This window comes from Parabacteroides sp. TM07-1AC (genome assembly GCF_003480915.1).
In the GTDB taxonomy this organism is placed as follows: Bacteria; Bacteroidota; Bacteroidia; order Bacteroidales; family Tannerellaceae; genus Parabacteroides; species Parabacteroides chongii.
Window position 1 is genome coordinate 289,177 of the sequence record NZ_QUKD01000001.1, and the last position, 19,612, is coordinate 308,788.

Genomic DNA, 19,612 nt, shown 5'->3' on the forward strand with positions numbered 1-19,612 from the left:
CCCGGAATCTTAATTTCTAACATCTTATTTTTGAGCCATAAACCTATTAAAAAAAATCCGAATATGAAAAGAATTATTCTACTATGCATCTTATTTACTGCATTGACAACGGCCATAGGCTGTATGTTGGAGGCGAGAAACACAACGGCATCGGCAGAGCCTGTCTGTACTCCGGTTGTAAATGAAGTGTCTGCCAAAAAGACAAAAATACAAGTGGCTATCCTGTTGGATACTTCCGGCAGCATGCAGGGATTGATTGAACAGGCTAAGTCCCGTTTGTGGAATATCGTGAATACACTCACCACGCTGAAATATAATGGTGAAGCGCCGGATATTGAAATTGCGTTGTACGAATATGGTAGTTATAAACGGTACGATGGCGATTATATACGCCGGATCACTCCTTTGACAGCGGATCTTGATCTGATCTCGAAAGAGCTGTTTGCTTTGACGACCAACGGTAGTGAAGAATATTGCGGTACGGTTATCCAACGTGCTGTGAATGAATTGGAGTGGGGGAATAGTAAGGATGATATGAAGCTGATCTATATAGCTGGAAATGAAGAGTTCACCCAGGGAAATATTTCCTATAAAACGGCAATAGCCAATGCACTTAAAAAAGATATTTTTGTTAATACGATCCATTGTGGCAGTGAAGATGTCGGTATAGGTGATTTCTGGCAGGATGCAGCATTAAGGGGTAATGGCAAGTTTTTCAATATAGATGCGAACGCAACGGTCAGAGCGATCAAAACACCTTTCGATCCGCAGATCATTTTATGCAATGAAAAGCTGAATGACACGTATATCGGTTATGGTATAGTTGGAAAAGAACGTAAAATGAATCAGACCGTTCAGGATAGAAATGCCGGTTCTATTTCTTCTGCCAACTATACGGAACGGGCTGTCAGTAAATCCAAAGCTGTTTATAAAAACACTTCCTGGGACCTGGTCGATAAGGTGAAAGAAGACAAAGATGCTTTGTCACGTATAAAAAAAGAGGAGTTACCAGAGGAATTACGGAACAAATCTCCGGAAGAACTGAAAACATTCATCAAGCAGAAAGAGGAGGAGAGAACTTTAATTCAGAAAGAAATCAATGAATTGGCTGTTAAACGTCAGATTTATATAGATGAACAACTGAAAAAGGAAGGAGAAAACAAAGGGGATGATCTGGGAAAGGCTATTACGGAATCTGTTCTTGCCGTAGCAAAAATAAAAGGATATACGGCTGAATAATACCCTTTGCCTATTTGGAATAAAGACTTTAGTTTATAATAGAAAAGCCTTGCAGTTTCTGATGTATAACCATCCGCGATAGCAGATAAGGCAATAAAAAATAGCCGTCCAGTTTATTTGGACGGCTATTTTTGCGTATGTATCCAACGATCAGGCAGTAAATCGCGATATTTTTCTATGGGAGTGTTTGGTGCCCATGCAGCACATTTGTCAATGATGTCACAGAAGTAATCAAACACATAAACTCCACATCGGTGACATGTTATTGCCAACGAGTGATACAATGCGGCAGCTTCGGCTCCTGTGTGGGAGCCTATTGTAAGCCTGCGGCGCGTCAGGGATATGTAGCGATTGATCCGCTCCACTTCATTGTTGTCAAGTCGATATGTCGGTGATGCAAAAATCAACGGTATCTCATGCCATTGTTTAAGAGCGTGATTAGTAGCTGCGAGCAAAGGGTCATCGGGTGGTATGCCAGTACGGTCTTTTACAGCAATTAGCCTCATGTAGATTTTCTCAAGTATCACCTTTGAGTATCGCTGTCTCCACTGAATGTGTGTGTTCTCTGTCCATCCATCTTTACCGATGCGATGCATGTGCTCAAAGTGATACAGCAAACCAAAGAGTTTTGCTATTTCCTGAGCTTGACTATTATCCTTTATATCAAGAAACTTGCGCTTTATATGCTGAAGACATGGCAGTCGTTTTATTCCGGTCATCTCACCGATGCCGATATTGCGATAGCCAGAGTAATAATCGCATTGAAAGGCTCCTTTGAAGCCCTTAATCTGGCGTTCAAACACCTCAGCACTGCGTGAGCCGTCATCATAAAAGAAGAAAACAAGACCTGTGGTCATACCGACGAATACCCATATATCCTTTTTTGATTTTCTTTCCCGATGGAGTAGCTACCTGAAGTCGCACTTTTTGATATGTTTCATCACCACAGATATAATTGTCATCAAGTATGGCTTTAGCAAGAGCCTTATACAGATTTTCCAGTTGCACCTTTGTCTTGCTGACAAGTTTCTGTGCGGTACCCTTGTCAAGATCAAAGCCGTGTGCACGGAAGTATTCGACTGCATTCTCAAGTGGCATTCCATGTAGATAGCGCAGTTCCGCGAGTCCGGCTATAAAAGATGCCGTATACTGAGAGTTGAAAAGAGGCGCTACAGGTGCCATTCCTTTGAAGACCTTGTCATCCTGAACATACTTCTTTATCTTGTATATTTTCTTGATAAAGCGTGTTGGTATCATTTCATACCGTACCACCTCACATGTTCCGATAAATGTAGCCAACTCAGCTCTGAAGTCAGGAGTGTCAGGCTCAACCTCGATAATTTCAACCTTACACTCCGGATGAGTTTTTCTTTTAGCACCATTATTAGTCCGTTTTCTTTGAGGCTTCTGCTCTGTCTGCCCGGCAACAGCTTCTATCGGTTTTGCCTGCATTTCAGAGGATGAACCTTGTAAACGCTGCACCGCTTTACGTGCAGCCTTCTCTTTGCTTAGTTCTGCACCTTTTCCTTTGACCACATCCTCCAGCGAGATTATCTGTTTGCGCAGTTCTTCTACGGTTGCAATCAGTTTTTCATTTGCTAAAGTAAGCGAACTGACAGAACTCAGTGCCACATCTAACTTCCCTTGAAGAAAGTCGATTTGGCGTTGTAACAGTTCTATCAGTTCATCTTTTTTCATACTCTAAAGATATGAAAAATATCTGATACAGGCAACTTTAATAGGTGTTATTATTGCTGATTGTCAATACATTAAATACTATTTAACGGCCATTCTGAAGCGACTTTCGACTGTAACCTTTACAGGCGTCAGACCTCTCATCAACATATAAAAATCGTCCCACTGAAGCCGGCGAACACTCGTATCATCTTTTTTGGCGACTTCTCTGAAATGCCCTTGCGACAATCTTTTAGTGTACATTAAAAATCCATCGCCATCCCATCTTAAAGCCTTCATGGTCTTGCGGTCACGTGAGAAAAACACATAAACATCACCCGAGGCAGGTGAATGGCCTTTCCATGACCACACCTTTTGTGTCAGTCCGCGTATACCATAACGCATTGATACCGGAGATGGGCATACCCATAATCGCAAACCCTGTTCAAGCCCCCACATAACCTGCCTCCTTTCTTGTCCTGTCGGCAAACTTTGCTATAACATCAATATCTGTGTCAGAGGGAAAACTGACAGTTACGTGTCCATCCACTTTCACTGTTATAACACGGTCAAGGGTGGAGGGAAGAAAACCTGCTTCATCAAAGATAATGTCTTCAAAAGGTACTTCCTGGTATTGTTCTCGTTTATGCCCTATCGGTTCCGAGTATCCGGGCAAACCGACAACCTTTAGTTTGTGGGAGTTAAGATAATTGTGTATTTGCTTACGGGTTACTCCATGTTTGTCACAAAAACTTTGGAATGTTCCCGGTTGTTTTCCTTCAGCACACAGTTCTTTAAAATCATCGTAAATTTGAGAGTAAAGGAGGCCTTTCCCTGTTAGTCTTCTATATCCTGTAATAGTTTGTACCTGTTGGAATTCACCCTTGAGAACAATTGGCATTTGACATTGAGACACCCCATGTTCCCGACAATAATCACTAAATGAACCTGGTTGCTTTCCTGAAGCACATAGTTCTTTAAAAGCAGAAAAAACCTGCCTGTAGAGTTTAACTTTATCCATAATTTTATTTTTATGGCAAGGTTAATATTTCTACAGGCAGGCTACAATACGCTATCGCGGATGGTTATACATTACAAACTGCAAGGCTTTTATCTTTTTTGTGACGTTTCAGTTAAAAAGGATGAACTTATCCGATCAACTGGACGCTACGTTTGATAAACTGGCTTAATGCCTCGCCTTTCAGCATGCCGTTGGCGAGCAGAGCCAGGTCGATCAACTGGCTGACCAACTTGTTGCCAGCAGCATATTCGGCCAGGATGGCATTACGCTGTGAAACCAGTTCGTCGATCTTATGATTCGTATTCGTCATGTCTTCTTTTTCTTCAGAAGTGATCTCTTCTTCTTTCTTGTTGTTTTGAGCATCACGAAGATCTGATTGACGAGCTTTCCAACCTTTCAGATCTGCCAGGATCGGTTTCAGCCTTTCTTCACAGTTCTGTTCTTCGTCCGAAAGTACTTTCTTAACCAGTTCGTGATCCGTATTCAGTACCAGGTTGTAGTTGTCAGGCATTTCGCCATAGAATGACATACCCGGCTGCATAGCAGACATTTCACGCATACGGCGCATATATTCGCTCTGTGTCAGCATGACAGGATTTGAATTTTCACCCAATGCTTCGAAAGTAACGATAAAGTCTGTCTTTTCTATCTTCGGCAACTGACTCTTGAACATTTCCTGCAAGGCATTCTTCTGATCTTCATCCAATGTTACCTGACCAACATTCTCTTTACGGATCAGATTGTCGATCGTATCGCTGTCTACACGGACGAAACGAGTCTTTTCAAACTTCTGTTCCATCTGGCTGATGGCATGCACATCCAGCTGACCGTCCATGATCAATACGCTGTATGCTTTATCTTTAGCAGCCTGGATATAACTGTACTGGTCGTTTACATTCGTTGTGTACAGGTAGATCAGGTTGCCGTCCTTGTCCGTCTGATTCGTTTCAACCAGTGCTTTGTATTCTTCGAATGTGTAGTATTTGCCGTCCACGTCTTTCAGAAGAGCAAATTTGGCAGCACGGTCATAGAACTTTTCGTCGCTCAACATACCATACTGGATGAATAACTTCAGACTATCCCATTTTTCTTCAAACTGAGGACGGTCGTTCTTGAAGATTTCTTCCAGGCGGTCGGCCACCTTCTTGGTGATGTGGTTGGATATCTTCTTCACATTCTGATCGCTCTGCAGATAAGAACGGGAAACGTTCAGAGGAATGTCCGGAGAATCAAGTACACCATGCAACAGTGTCAGGAACTCAGGAACGATACCTTCTACGGAGTCGGTTACGAACACCTGGTTACTGTAGAGCTGTATCTTATTGCGATGCAGGTCGAGATTGCTCTTGATACGCGGGAAATACAGGATACCTGTCAGGTTGAACGGATAGTCTACATTCAGATGAATCCAGAACAGAGGTTCTTCTGACATAGGATAAAGGTCACGGTAGAATTTCTTATAATCTTCATCGGTCATATCGGTCGGTTTGCGAACCCATGCCGGTGTGATCTCGTTAATGATATTGTCTTCGTCAGTATCGACATATTTACCGTCTTTCCATTCCTGTTTTTTACCGAATGCAATAGGAACCGGAAGGAACCGGCAGTATTTTGTCAGCAAGCCGTTGATCTTGTCTTTATTCAGGAAGTCTTTGTTTTCATCATCGATATACAGGATGATATCTGTTCCGCGATCGTCTTTTTGTGTTTCTTCCAATGTATACTCAGGTGTACCGTCGCAACTCCATTTCATAGGAACAGCACCTTCTTTATAAGATTTGGTGACAATCTCCACTTTCTTTGAAACCATGAAAGAAGAATAGAAACCCAGACCGAAATGTCCGATGATAGCTGCTGCATCATTCTTGTATTTCTCTACGAACTCTTCAGCACCAGAGAAAGCAATCTGGTTAATATATTTGTCGATCTCTTCAGCGGTCATACCGATACCACGGTCGGAAATCTTGATGATCTTGTCGTCGAAACTTACATGGACTGCCAAATCTCCCAGCTCGCCTTTGAATTCTCCGACAGATGCCAGTGTTTTTAATTTCTGAGTAGCATCGACAGCATTTGACACTAATTCACGAAGAAAGATTTCGTGGTCACTATACAAAAACTTTTTAATGATAGGGAAGATGTTCTCGCTTGTAACACCTATGTTTCCTTGTTTAGCCATTTTATTTATATTTTTATGTTATACTATTCGTTTGACGTTACGATATAAACAAAAAAAATGCCAGATAGGTTCTATCTGACATTTTGACTTTATTACCGGAAGAAACGGCTTATTCCTGTTCCTTCTTTTCTACGGATGTTACTATTTTCTGTTCTTCTTTGTTGAAGTCTACAACGATCTTGTCGCCTTCACCTACAGAAGCACGGATGATCAGTTCTGCCATTTCATCTTCCAGGTATTTCTGGATAGCACGTTTCAGTGGACGGGCACCGAACTGTACATCGTAGCCTTTCGTTGCGATGAAGTCTTTTGCCTCATCGGTAAGAACCAATTCGTAACCCAGACCACAAACACGTTTGTAAAGTCCCTGTAACTCAATATCGATGATCTTGTGGATTGCATCTTTATCAAGCTGGTCGAACATGATGATGTCGTCGACACGATTCAAGAATTCCGGAGCGAACGCCTTGTTCAACGCTTTCTGAATTACGCTGCGTGAGAAATCCTTATCCGGTTCACCGGCAGCCTGCGAACTGAATCCGACACCACGACCGAAGTCTTTCAACTGACGTGTTCCGATATTGGAAGTCATGATCAGAATAGTGTTCTTAAAGTCGATCCGTCTGCCAAGACTGTCAGTCAAGCGACCTTCGTCGAGTACCTGCAACAACAGGTTGAATACATCGGGATGCGCTTTTTCGATCTCATCCAGCAATACGACAGAGTAGGGTTTACGACGAACTTTTTCTGTTAACTGACCACCTTCTTCATAACCTACGTATCCCGGAGGTGCACCGATCAGGCGGGAAACCGCGAACTTTTCAAGATATTCACTCATGTCGATACGAACCAAAGCATCTGCCGAGTCAAACAGGTATTCTGCTAACTTCTTGGCAAGGTGAGTTTTACCTACACCTGTCGGACCTAAGAACATAAAGGTACCGATCGGCTTGTTCGGATCTTTCAGACCGACACGGTTACGCTGGATCGCTTTTACGATCTTCTGAACGGCATCGTCCTGGCCGACTACCTGCTTTTTCAGGTTCTCTGCCATTTCCAGCAGTTTCAGGTTTTCAGCTTTAGCGATACGCTGAACGGGAACGCCTGACATCATGGCTACTACTTCGGCAACTTTGTCTTCATCCACTGTTTCGCGGTGCTCCTGCAATTCCTGTTCCCATTTGGCTTTTGCGGCTTCCAACTGCAGCAGATATTGACGCTCTTTATCACGGAAACTTGCGGCCAGTTCGAAATTCTGAGACTTCACGGCTGCCAGTTTTTCTGTTTTTGTATCTTCTATCTTTGCTTCCAGTTCTTCGATGCTTTTCGGAACGGTGATATTAGATATATGTACGCGAGAACCTGCCTCATCCAGGGCGTCGATCGCTTTATCCGGGAAGTTACGGTCGCTGATATAGCGCTCTGTCAGCTTTACACAAGCATCGAGGGCTTCGTCAGTATAGATCACATTGTGATGTTCTTCGTAACGCGGTTTAATATTTTTCAATATCTGCAATGTCTCTTCGGCTGTTGTCGGGTCGACGATCACCTTTTGGAAACGACGTTCCAAAGCTCCGTCTTTCTCGATGTTCTTACGATACTCATCCAAAGTCGTAGCGCCGATACATTGTATTTCACCACGTGCCAGGGCCGGTTTCAGCATGTTGGCCGCATCCATAGAGCCGGAAGCCGATCCTGCACCTACGATCGTATGGATCTCATCGATGAACAGGATGATGTTCGGGTTCTTCGAAAGTTCGTTCAGGATGGCTTTGATGCGTTCCTCAAACTGTCCGCGGTATTTTGTTCCGGCTACGATAGAAGCCATGTCCAGGCTGATCACGCGCTTGTCGAACAATACCCGTGATACCTTTCGCTGGATAATACGTAGGGCAAGTCCTTCTACGATAGCAGATTTACCAACTCCCGGTTCACCGATCAGTACCGGATTGTTCTTTTTACGACGGCTTAATATCTGTGCCAGACGTTCGATCTCTTTTTCACGACCGACGATCGGGTCCAACCTATTCTCGGCAGCAGCACGTGTCATATCTGTACCGAAATTGTCCAGTACAGGTGTATCGTTTGGCGACTTCGGTTGTGCGGCTCCGGTTCCGGAAGAGGAGCGGGGAGACTCTTTGCGGGAAGAGAAGTCTTCATCTTCGTCGTCTTCATCATCTGTGTAACCGTCGCTGATCTCGTCGATCTCTTCCAGCTCTTCCATGCGGTTCATGTCGGTTCCGCCAACCAGGTTGTTGTATACGTTACGATAGTTTATACCGGCTTCGCTCAGTGCTTTGGCGGCTACGTTGAACTCTTCTTTCAGGATGGCCAACAACAAATGTTCCGTGCCGGTCTCGTCTGTCTTGAACAAACGGGATTCCAACATGCTCATACGTAAAACACGTTCTGTTGTCTTACTGATCGCTATATCATGCAGTTCGGCCTCTTCTGTCTCAAATGTATTTTTGATCTCCTGCTCAATTCTTCTCTTTATATCGAATACGTCGGCATGCAAATCACGCAATAACTGCATGGCTTTACCTTCACCGTCGCGGATGATACCAAGCATTAAGTGTTCCGGCCCGATATAGCTGTTTTGAAGCCTGGCGGCCTCTTCGCGGCTATATTCTATAACGTCAATAAGCCTTTTCGAATAATTATTTTTCATATTAAAATGAATCCTTCTCTTTATAAATAATGTATGTGAATACAAAGTTAGTAAACTCTCTCTATATATCTAACAAAATTCATGCCATTATTCCTAAGAAAAATGAAGAAAGTGCTTAAATATCCTTATTAAGCTCCTTGTCTATCCGGTAAAAGTACGGCAGAAGAATAGTGTTTCACTAGGGTGAAACAGTTGTTTCTCCTAGATGAAACACTTGTTCCATTAGGATGAAACACTTTTTTGAAAAAAGAGCTGTTTCCCCCGGATGCGGAATAAAAACATTTTTTTCAGCATAAAAACTTTCGTGATACAGGGAAAAGCCTTACCTTAGTGCACTTTTTAAAAGATGAGATATTGAGTGTAATTAATATAAAACTAAATGGTTGATCAAGACAGAATTATTAAGATTAACATCGAGGAGGAAATGAAATCGGCATACATTGACTATTCAATGTCTGTCATCGTTTCACGTGCCCTTCCGGATGTTAGGGATGGTTTTAAACCGGTTCATCGTCGTATTTTGTTTGGAATGAATGAATTGGGAAATACATCCGACAAACCTTATAAAAAATCTGCGAGAATTGTTGGTGAAGTTTTAGGTAAATATCATCCACATGGCGACTCGTCCGTCTATTTCGCAATGGTTCGTATGGCACAGACATGGTCTATGCGTTATACATTGGTCGATGGACAAGGTAACTTTGGTTCTGTGGACGGTGACAGTCCTGCCGCTATGCGTTACACGGAGGCAAGATTAAGTAAGCTTGCCGAGGAAATGCTCCGGGACATCGAGAAGGATACAGTAGATTTTCAGCTGAACTTTGATGATACGCTGAAAGAACCGACTGTGTTGCCGACCCGTATTCCTAATCTGCTGGTAAATGGAGGTTCGGGTATTGCTGTTGGTATGGCTACAAATATGCCGACACACAATTTGACCGAAGTACTTGACGGATGTATTGCCTATATCGACGCTCGTGGAGATATTGACGTAGAAGGATTGATGCAATATATCAAAGCTCCTGACTTTCCGACCGGTGCAACGATCTACGGATATGCCGGCGTAAAAGAAGCTTTTGAAACCGGTAGAGGACGTATCATCCTCCGTGGTAAAGCAGAGATTGAAGTAGAAAACAATCACGAGAAGATTGTTATTACCGAAATTCCTTATCTTGTTAATAAGGCTGAATTGATCAAGTATATAGCTGATCTGGTAAACGATAAACGTATTGACGGTATTTCCAACGTGAACGATGAATCCGACCGTAACGGTATGCGTATTGTCGTCGATGTGAAACGTGATGCCAACTCTGGTGTTGTACTGAATAAATTGTATAAGCTGACTGCACTGCAATCTTCTTTCAGTGTAAACAATATCGCTTTGGTCAACGGTCGTCCGAGACAGTTGAACTTGAAAGATATGATCAAGGCTTTTATCGAACATCGGCATGAAGTTGTTATCCGTCGTACACGTTTCGAACTGAAGAAAGCGGAAGAAAGAGCGCATATCCTGGAAGGTTTGATCATTGCCTCAGACAATATCGACGAAGTAATCGCTATCATCAAATCATCGAAAAGCCCGAATGAGGCTATCGAACGTTTGATGGAACGTTTCTCGCTGTCTGATATTCAGGCACGTGCCATTGTTGAAATGAGACTTCGCCAGTTGACCGGACTGGAACAGGATAAACTGCGTGCGGAATACGAAGAAATAGAGAAGTTGATCGCCCGTTTAAAAGAAATTCTTGAAAACGAGGATGTTCGTATGGACGTTATCAAAGGAGAACTGGAAGAAGTAAAAGAAAAGTTTGGCGATGAGCGTAAAACGGATATCGTATATGCTTCCGAAGAACTGAATCCGGAAGATTTCTATGCGGATGATGAAATGATCATCACCATTTCTCACATGGGATACATCAAGCGTACGCCACTGAGCGAATTCCGTGCCCAGGGACGTGGCGGAGTAGGAGCAAAGGGATCGGTAACACGTGACGAAGACTTCGTAGAATATATCTATCCGGCATCCATGCATGCAACCTTGCTGATATTTACGGCAAAAGGTAAATGTTATTGGCTGAAAGTATACGAAATACCTGAAGGAGCTAAGAATGCGAAGGGTAGAGCTATCCAGAATTTATTGAATATCGAACCGGATGATAAAGTAAATGCTTTTATCCGTGTAAAGAAACTGACAACTGATACCGAATTTATCAATTCACATTATCTGTTGTTCTGTACCAAGAAAGGTGTTATCAAGAAAACATTGCTTGAAGCATATTCACGTCCGCGCCAGAATGGTGTAAACGCCATCACATTGCGTGAAGACGACGGCTTGATCGAAGTTTGTTTGACAAACGGCAATAATGAAGTGCTGATTGCAAACCGTAATGGACGTGCTATACGTTTCCATGAAAGTGCTGTTCGTGTAATGGGACGTACAGCATCCGGAGTAAGGGGTATGACATTGGATGACGATCCTGCCGATGAAGTTGTAGGAATGGTATGTATCAAAGACAAGGAAGCCGATACGGTATTAGTTGTTTCTGAGCAGGGTTACGGAAAACGTTCGGTTGTGGAAGATTACCGTATGACGAACCGTGGCGGTAAAGGTGTTAAGACGCTCAACATTACAGATAAGACAGGTAAACTTGTTGCCATTAAAAATGTTACAGTAGAAAATGATATCATGATCATCAACAAGTCCGGTATTGCTATTCGTATGAAAGTTACCGACTTGAACGTTATCGGACGTGCAACGCAAGGTGTACGCCTGATCAACTTAGGTAAACGTAACGATGAAATAGCCTCGGTATGTAAGGTATTATCCGAACCGGATGAGCAGGAGGTGGATGACGAAAACGCTGAACTGGATGCTCAGAATGAGAATAATGAAAAATTAACCGGGTTTGGAGGATCTGAAGATATCGCAAATGATACTGAAGAGACAACAAATGAATAATTTAAACAAATAGAAATATTAATCTCAAATTACTATCACAATGAAACGATTATTGTTAACAGTTGCATTATGTGTTGCAGCATCTTCTGCCTCTTTCGCTCAAAAGAAAGCCGTTAAAGAAGCACAGGGTATTGCAAAAGGAGACAAGGCTGACTTTACTGAAGCAAGAGCCTTAATCAAAGGAGCCATGGAAAATCCTGAATCAAAGGATGATGCTCAAACATGGTATGTTGCAGGTTTTATCGAAGATCAGCAGTTTAGTGCAGAAAGAACAAAACAGATTTTGGGACAGCAGCCGAACGAACCGGTTATGTATGATGCATTGATCGCTATCCTTCCTTATTTCAAGAAAGCTTACGAACTGGATCAATTACCTAATGAAAAAGGTAAAATCAAACCTAAATATACAAAAGACATCAAGAGTATCTTGAGTGCTGATCATGTATATTATTTCAACGGTGGTGCTTACTATTTCGATCAGAAAGATTATAAGAAAGCTTATGATTTCTTTAATCAGTATCTGGAAATCTCTGAATTACCCATGTTTGAAGGAACTCAGACTGCAGAGAAAGACTCTACTTTCATGACAGTTCAGTTCTATGCTGCTGTAGCTGCAACTCAGCTGGGTGATTCTCCTACAGCTATCAAAGCTTTGAGCCGTGCTAAAGACACAGATTTCAGACAGAATGATGTTTATCAGTATCTGGCTTATGAATATCAACAGGCAGGTGATTCTGTAAATCACATAAAAACATTGGAAGAAGGTTTGGTAAAATTTCCGAATGAAGACTTTTATCTGATGAGTTTGATCGATACATATGTTCGTTCAGGTCAGAATGAAAAGGCTATCGAAAATCTGACAACAGCTATTGCTAAGAATCCGGAGAACGGACAGCTTTATCATGTGATGGGTATCGTTTATGAAACAGGTTTGAAAGATTATGCAAAGGCTGAAGAATTCTTCAAGAAAGCATTGGAAATCAATCCGGAATCAGCTGAATCTTTGTCTAGCTTAGGTCGTGTATATTACAACCAGGGTGTAAACAAACAAGGTGAGGCTAATATGATCAATGATAGTAAGAAATATCAGGAAGAATTAGCTGTAGCTAAAGATCTTTTCAAAAAAGCTCTTCCTTATTTTCAGAAAGCTCACGAATTAAAACCTGATGAATCAGAATATATGATTGCTTTAAGAGGTATCTATTATAATCTGAACATGGGTCCGGAACTGGAAGCTATCGAAGCTGAAATGAACAAATAATAATCATTTTATTATATAAAAAATAGCCGTCTCACAATCGAGACGGCTATTTTTTTGTCCGTGTATCTCCAGACTATCGTATTTTCCATGCGTTTCAAATTCAAGAAAATAGGCAAGAGATAGAGATTTCAAATATTTCTATTAAACATAATGGTGATTATAAAAAGTAGTAGTGAAAGTATATTATATTGATAAAGTGTAAAACAACGAATTATACTATATAAAAAATCCGTATATAACTTCACAGTTACATACGGACCAAACAAATAACAAACTCTACTTATATGAAAAAACAAATACTACTAACATAATTATTACAGAATCTTTCTTCTAAGCTCTGTGTATCATTATAACAATGATAAGGTTTATTTAGTTCTGACTACTAACTAATTTTCTGTTATTTTTTCCTGCTTATTTCAAGCATATATACAGAACTATTTTCGTCAAAGAACTATATTTTATACGCTATTATAACAAAATGTCATTTATATATGTTTTGCTTCCGTATGCTAATAAAAGCTAAAAAGGCATATGTCGTATCAGGTAAGATACGACATATGCCTTTTTGCGTTGTATTTGTTCGTTTTTAAATAAATGCGATATGCATATCCCTATACCTGTTAATCTGACAATTAACAAGGTTTTCCTTTGCTATCATCTCACAATCTTCTATATCCATGCCGTTTTCAGGAACACTCCAATACCACAACATAGGTACTTGATTTTCTCTTTTTGTTGTTTCCATTTTTCTCCTTTTTAAATTCAACTTCATACATAAGACAGAAAAAAAGAAAATACCCCTATCATCTTCCTTAATTATTTAGAGATTTTCTTTAATCAAGAGCTACAATGTTTTTAATTGAGCTATTAATATATTTTATCAATCTTCTTTGCAGCATTTTCAAACTCTTATCCATCTTCTTTCATATAAACAATTAATAATTTAGTGATATAAGCTATGAAGACGTTGAGATTATTTTTAATGGCCACAGGCGTTTTGTTTACTTCTCTGACTTTTCAGTCATGTTTAGATGATAATGATGACTATCATTATGGATATATGATTCCAAACGCACTAGTGACAGTGAAGCCGGTTAGTGATAATTCATTTTTCCTGCAATTGGATGACACAACAACCTTGCTACCTGCAAATATAACCTCCTCTCCTTTTGGGAATAAGGAAGTTAGAGCATTAGTTAATTTCAGTGAAGTGAACGAACCTAGCGAAGGTTATAGCAAAGCTGTTCATATCAATTGGATAGACAGTATATTAACTAAGCAAACTGCTCCGGATTTGGGAGTCGATAATGACTCTGTATATGGAGCTGATCCTGTTGAAATGATTAAAGATTGGGTGACAATAGCAGAAGATGGTTATCTGACACTTTGTTTCAGAACATTATGGGGAGATCGTAATAAGGCTCATTTCGTAAATTTATTGGTAAACCAGGATCCTGCTAATCCTTATGAGGTAGAATTCCGCCACAATGCTTATGGAGATGTTTACGGTGCTGAAGGTGATGGATTAGTCGCGTTCAAACTGGACAGTCTGCCTGACACACAAGGTAAAACCGTTAAACTGAAATTAAAATGGAAATCATTTAGCGGAGAAAAATCTGCAGAGTTCGATTATTGTACACGTAAGTCAACTCCTTCCAACAAGTCTGGAATTGGTGAAGAAAGAAGTGTTTTGAATCTGAAATAACTTTTTCTCACTATGGTATAGAAAAAAGGCATCTGCAATACGGATGCCTTTTTCTTTTACGGAACTATTATGATTATGAAAGATTCAGAACGACAGTCTCATTGTACAGCGAACTCCTTTTGTTTGAATACCTGGATGATCACGATAATTCAAACGCCATACATAATCAATACGAAGGAACTGAAAGATATTTTCAACACCTACACTAGCTTCCATATAAGGAGTTTTGCCCAATGTATAAGAACCATAAGGGAAAAGATACAGTCCCTCCCTCCCTTTCGCAGGATTATTCTTATCTGTCAGATGTCCCCACAAACCGCGAAAAGCAAAGACTTCTCTTGCTTTTAACTTCTTGATAAGGGGAAGACGGTTCAGGAGATTTCCATTCATATAATATGTTAAATCCCAGGATGCATACTCATCATTGATGAATTCCATCGCATTCATATTCGTATAGGCTTCCGGCTGAATAGTATAGGATAGATTGGCATTCGGCAGGATCAATAACGGATATGGAACTTTGGTCCACACTTTTCCTGCTTTGGTTATAATATCGAGATAACCGAAAGCCGAGAACCATAAACGTTTCTGAACACCAATATCTGTACGATGATAATCATAAGCTGAGCCTAGCAGGTCTTTTTTGGCCATCACATGGCTGAAATTAAAAATTAGAGCATCGTATGTAATTGGAATACGATTGTTGCGTGTCTGATAAAACTTTTCATTTCTAGCATAACGAAACTTCAGTTCCAGTTCAGTCATATCGTAATGTCTAAGAGAGCTGATGGTTCCGTCTGTGTTGATACGATCGAAAACAGCATATTCTGTGGCATATTCACGACGGTTGCGTACAATTGTATTATATGACAGGCCATTGTAATGTTCATAAGAATAAGTCAACTCAGCTTGACGGAGATACGTAGCCCGTGTATCCTTTTGACGTCTTATTGACAAAAGGATGTTATCTTTACTTGTATACATATATTGTTGTCCTAATTTATTGATATCGTACATATATTCAAAACGGATTGAGTTCAATGGAAATTCTTTGCGGAACTCCTTACGATCATTGAATGAATATTCTACAAGAGCATTGTATTTCAGCTTCTTGTCTTTTGTTCCATATGCCATGTAACCATCGAAAAATAAATTTTTGTTGAATGCCGGTGTCGTTGTTCCTCCTACACGAAAACGGGCACCTTCAATAGAATTACCACTGATTGTTGTATTCATTGGACCAAATTCGAATTTGCTTTTCATTGGGTCTTTATTTGTTGCGATATAGCCAGACACTAGTGTCGAAACAACTTTTTCTGTTACATAAAAAACTGGAACAGAACGAAGTTTCGCCATCAAATTTTTCACCGAGTTTGGATTTTTCTTAGCTGCTTCATCAGGTCGGTTGTCTGTCCAAAAATCTTCTGGCTGCTGATATGCTTCTTTCAAGGTTATAACAGGTGCACTTTCTTTAAAGATCCGGGCCTGTTCAGCATCAGGTTCCTCAAAGGATTGATTGCTGTAAATATTCAACCGTCGTGCATACATTCCCTTAGTTTTCTCATTTAACTTAAAGTTCACACTGATATCGTCTTTTGTGATAATACGAGTACCATCCGGTACACGTTCGAAAGCCTGCTCGATTGTCATTCTGGATACAAAATTCAGGTTGATGTCTTTAGGCACATTGAATATTGCTTTCTGAACAAAAAAGGTAGAATCAAGTGTCACGTAAAGATGACCGGTAAAACCAAATGTTTCTGAATTGAAGGGTACAAAACCCAGATCCACGCATTTTTGCCCGCTCACATCCAGTGTATCGAGTAAATAGTATTTATAATAGTTCGGTCCAATCGTAGAAAGCGGACTTACAAATCTCTGCAGAAATAAAGGTATATCATTTTTGAAAATATCGACTTCCCGGAACACTTCATTCAGAAATTGCTGAATACCGTCGCGGGAAAAAACTTCATCTACTCCGGATGATTTGTTACCTTTCACAATAAATTTCTCTGACTTCGGATTTTTGCGATAATAAACCGTTCCGACTTTTTCTTTTTCAGAAACAGGAAGAATAGTCGTACCTATATCCAACGTGTCAATAAAATCAATCAGAAAATCAAATTTTCCAGTCTTACCGTTCTTTTTAGGTTTTGGAGTATAATCATTCATTGCAAAGATCATTTTTTCATACTGGTCGTACCGGAAATAGTCATGATTGCGAGGATTATTGCTTTCCCGCAAAGCAATCACCTGCTTCACAAATTCGACAGCCGGATTTTCTTTTTTACTGTATCTTTCCTTTTGGGGTTTGATAACCACTTCATTCAATATAATTCCGTTCGGAGCCAATTGTATTTTTAAGTCATTTGTTTTTCCCAAAGCAATTTTCACCTCTTTCGGGTCATATCCCAGATACGATACTTCCAGTATCCGAGCTGAAATTACAGTTGAGAATGAAAAATTCCCATCACCATCGGTAGCTGTTCCTATAGTCGTACCCTTGAATATGAGAGAGACATAAGGTAGTCCTTCTCCAGTAATTGAATCGATTACGATACCCTTTATTGTCGTATTCTGAGCATTTATTTCCCAGACGAAGAACAAGGATATCAGCAAAAAAACAATCTTTTTTCCCATTACAACATCCTATCATCAATTTCTACTTTACCCCTAAACAAAACATTACAAAAGTACGACAGTCTCTTTTTTATCGAGTGTCCCGAAATACGCGTATAATATTCTATTGAGAACATAGTTCTTTGCAGAATTTTTCATGTTTGAAACGCATGTGATAATAGATCGCTGTCATTATGACAATCTCAAAAAAGAAGTAAATCCATGGTAAATCAATCAAGCAAGTAATATATAATACGATGGCGCGAGTATTGAACGTAAGAATGTTAGTCCATTTCATCATCGGTAGTGAAAGTGAGCGAAACTTGTCACGGAAAGATTGTGGAATATTCTCTGTTGTTCCATATTTTTCACGAAGCTTTTCCATCAACAATTGAAAGTTCGGAGTTCGTATTTCCTGATTTTTGGTATAACCTACATAGGTTTTTAGAAATACTTTCCAAAGTAAGTTTCCCTTCCAGGGTGTTTCATTGTATATTTTTTGCTGCTGGATCGAGCTATCAAGTTCGCTACCTGACTCCCCTTTTAGGAAAAAGAGGTGGATCTGCCGATAATAGTCGGCAAGCCCACATTGACGGCTGTGGCAACCAAAACCGGAGTACAGCGCCAATACAAAGAGTATCAATGTAATGATCAGCGTATTCTGTTGATTGTTCTCAATACCCAAAAGGCTAAACTCAAGTTCGTGATGAATATAGAACCGATAGACGAGACCAAGATAGATAGGAATAAACCATACCTCACTGGCAGCTCCGTCGAGAATCCGTCCGAGTTGGGTTTTCTTTCCCGTCATACGGGCCAATTGCCCGTCTGCACTGTCGTAGAAGTTAGCCCAGGCCAATAATAATATGGCTATTACATTACACAATAATCCATTCATTCCCTCTGTTCGGTAAGAACCTTGTGCAAAGAAGAAAGCAGATCCTGCACCGATGATCATTGAAAGAACTGTTACTGTATTTGGGTGAATATCCAGTCGTTTGAAGAAAAGTGCCCATTGATAACCTATGGGACGTGTCCAAACGGTATCGAGCCATTCTTCTGTATCATTGGACTTATAAGTGGATTTGACATTTTCTGTCATAAATTTATTCGATTTTGATTCATTATTTATTACAATATCATTCATACCTACTTCAGGTATTTATCCTGCCATTTTTGATAATAATCAGGTTTGTCTACCATTAATTTCCCCTTAGGATCGATAAACAGCTGTACGGTACTTCCAACGGCACATAGTATATGGTCATGTTCACGATATATCTCATAACTGTAATCAAGCCGTGCTCCCGGCTTGTAGATATAAAGCGTATGCACGATGGCCGTTTCATTTATGGCAAGGGGCGCATAATATTTGATATGGATATCATAAATGGGCGCATAAATATTGGCATGTTGCATGTCTGCATAGCCTATACCTGGATAATGTCGTCCGAATGATTCACGTCCATCCTCAAAATAGGTAACATATGTCCCATGCCAGACCCTTTTCATAGAGTCTATCTCGCTGAATTTCACCTGTACGCGACAAATATCTTTAAGTATAAAGTCCTCCATTGATTGAAATTATATTGCCAGTAATGTAGCCGGCGTTTTTTGATGCTAAAAATCCTACAGCTTCAGCAACTTCTTCAGGAGTTCCAAAGCGATGAGCAGGAATCGTTTTTTTCAAGGTTTCCTCGTCGAGTCCCTCTACCATATCTGTCTTGATAAAACCTGGTGCAACAACATTGACTGTTACATTTTTACGTGCAACCTCCTGGGCCAGAGCTTTTGTAGCTGCAATAATTCCTCCCTTTGCCGCAGAGTAGTTAGTCTGTCCGGGCATTCCCTTGATACCGCTTACGCTTGCCATATTTATGATGCGACCGAATCTATGAACTAGCATAGATTGTAGTAGCGGCTGTGTCACATTGTAGAAACCATTAAGTGTGATGTCGAGTACACAGCTCCAGTCCTCTTCTGGCATGAACGCCATAACATTGTCACGACGTATGCCCGCATTATTCACCAGTACTTCGATATATTCTTCTGTATGGGCCATCTCCCAGGAGTCGAGAGCTTCACGGGTTTGCTGAAGGTTACTCACATCGAACTTGAGCATTTCACCATCCTGCCCTGCTTGTCGTACCAGTTCAAGTGTCTTTTCAGCTTCTGTTGCGTTGTTTACGTAATTAATAATGATGTGATAGCCCATTTGGGCCAGTTTCACACAGACAGCACGACCAATCCCGCGACTGCCTCCGGTTACTAATGCATACTTCAT

The 19,612-nt window shown here is 40.6% G+C and carries 15 protein-coding genes; 4 read left to right on the forward strand and 11 right to left on the reverse strand.

The window, feature by feature from the left end; translation table 11 throughout:
• Positions 1 to 63 precede the first annotated feature (63 nt).
• Complete coding sequence (locus DXD68_RS01195) at positions 64 to 1,239, forward strand: vWA domain-containing protein (RefSeq protein ID WP_122359940.1); 1,176 nt, start codon at positions 64 to 66, stop codon at positions 1,237 to 1,239.
• 125 nt (positions 1,240 to 1,364) lie between these two features.
• Here the strand turns inward: DXD68_RS01195 and DXD68_RS01200 are convergent, their stop codons facing one another.
• From DXD68_RS01200 to DXD68_RS01225, 6 genes are all read right to left on the reverse strand, one after another.
• Positions 1,365 to 2,096 (reverse strand): IS66 family transposase, encoded by a 732-nt coding sequence (locus tag DXD68_RS01200; RefSeq protein ID WP_122359941.1) that lies wholly within the window; start codon positions 2,094 to 2,096, stop codon positions 1,365 to 1,367.
• The gene (locus tag DXD68_RS01205; RefSeq protein WP_122359942.1) at positions 2,065 to 2,937 is read right to left on the reverse strand and encodes an IS66 family transposase; all 873 of its coding nucleotides are present in this window, start codon (positions 2,935 to 2,937) and stop codon (positions 2,065 to 2,067) included. Before DXD68_RS01205 ends, DXD68_RS01200 begins: the two co-directional genes overlap by 32 nt.
• A gap of 78 nt (positions 2,938 to 3,015) precedes the next feature.
• On the reverse strand, positions 3,016 to 3,372 hold the full coding sequence (gene tnpB, locus DXD68_RS01210; protein WP_122359943.1) for an IS66 family insertion sequence element accessory protein TnpB: 357 nt from the start codon (positions 3,370 to 3,372) through the stop codon (positions 3,016 to 3,018).
• A complete protein-coding gene (locus DXD68_RS01215) occupies positions 3,359 to 3,934 on the reverse strand; it encodes a hypothetical protein (RefSeq protein ID WP_122359944.1) in 576 nt (191 codons plus the stop codon). The genes tnpB and DXD68_RS01215 overlap by 14 nt, the downstream gene beginning before the upstream one ends.
• 127 nt (positions 3,935 to 4,061) lie before the next feature.
• Positions 4,062 to 6,113: a molecular chaperone HtpG gene (gene htpG, locus DXD68_RS01220; protein ID WP_122359945.1), complete on the reverse strand. Its 2,052-nt coding sequence runs from the start codon at positions 6,111 to 6,113 to the stop codon at positions 4,062 to 4,064.
• Between the two features lie 109 nt (positions 6,114 to 6,222).
• Positions 6,223 to 8,784, reverse strand: coding sequence for an ATP-dependent Clp protease ATP-binding subunit (locus tag DXD68_RS01225; RefSeq protein ID WP_122359946.1), 2,562 nt, complete (start codon positions 8,782 to 8,784; stop codon positions 6,223 to 6,225).
• A gap of 379 nt (positions 8,785 to 9,163) precedes the next feature.
• Between DXD68_RS01225 and gyrA the strand changes: the two genes are divergently transcribed.
• Positions 9,164 to 11,743: a DNA gyrase subunit A gene (gene gyrA, locus DXD68_RS01230; protein WP_122359947.1), complete on the forward strand. Its 2,580-nt coding sequence runs from the start codon at positions 9,164 to 9,166 to the stop codon at positions 11,741 to 11,743.
• Positions 11,744 to 11,783: 40 nt separating this feature from the next.
• A complete protein-coding gene (locus DXD68_RS01235) occupies positions 11,784 to 13,004 on the forward strand; it encodes a tetratricopeptide repeat protein (protein ID WP_122359948.1) in 1,221 nt (406 codons plus the stop codon).
• Between the two features lie 586 nt (positions 13,005 to 13,590).
• On the opposite strand, the gene DXD68_RS24190 is transcribed toward DXD68_RS01235, so the two are convergent.
• Complete coding sequence (locus tag DXD68_RS24190) at positions 13,591 to 13,749, reverse strand: hypothetical protein (protein ID WP_199715342.1); 159 nt, start codon at positions 13,747 to 13,749, stop codon at positions 13,591 to 13,593.
• A 213-nt stretch (positions 13,750 to 13,962) separates the two neighbouring features.
• On the opposite strand from DXD68_RS24190, the gene DXD68_RS01240 reads away from it, so the two are divergent.
• Positions 13,963 to 14,709, forward strand: coding sequence for a NigD-like protein (locus DXD68_RS01240; protein WP_122359949.1), 747 nt, complete (start codon positions 13,963 to 13,965; stop codon positions 14,707 to 14,709).
• Positions 14,710 to 14,793: 84 nt separating this feature from the next.
• Here DXD68_RS01240 and DXD68_RS01245 read toward each other — a convergent pair whose 3' ends face one another.
• From DXD68_RS01245 to fabG, 4 genes are all read right to left on the reverse strand, one after another.
• A complete protein-coding gene (locus DXD68_RS01245; protein ID WP_122359950.1) occupies positions 14,794 to 17,349 on the reverse strand; it encodes a DUF5686 and carboxypeptidase-like regulatory domain-containing protein in 2,556 nt (851 codons plus the stop codon).
• Positions 17,350 to 17,452: 103 nt separating this feature from the next.
• The gene (locus DXD68_RS01250) at positions 17,453 to 18,430 is read right to left on the reverse strand and encodes a CDP-alcohol phosphatidyltransferase family protein (RefSeq protein ID WP_122360485.1); all 978 of its coding nucleotides are present in this window, start codon (positions 18,428 to 18,430) and stop codon (positions 17,453 to 17,455) included.
• Positions 18,431 to 18,477: 47 nt separating this feature from the next.
• The gene (locus DXD68_RS01255; protein ID WP_122359951.1) at positions 18,478 to 18,903 is read right to left on the reverse strand and encodes an acyl-CoA thioesterase; all 426 of its coding nucleotides are present in this window, start codon (positions 18,901 to 18,903) and stop codon (positions 18,478 to 18,480) included.
• On the reverse strand, positions 18,884 to 19,612 hold the full coding sequence (gene fabG / locus DXD68_RS01260) for a 3-oxoacyl-ACP reductase FabG (RefSeq protein WP_122360486.1): 729 nt from the start codon (positions 19,610 to 19,612) through the stop codon (positions 18,884 to 18,886). Before fabG ends, DXD68_RS01255 begins: the two co-directional genes overlap by 20 nt.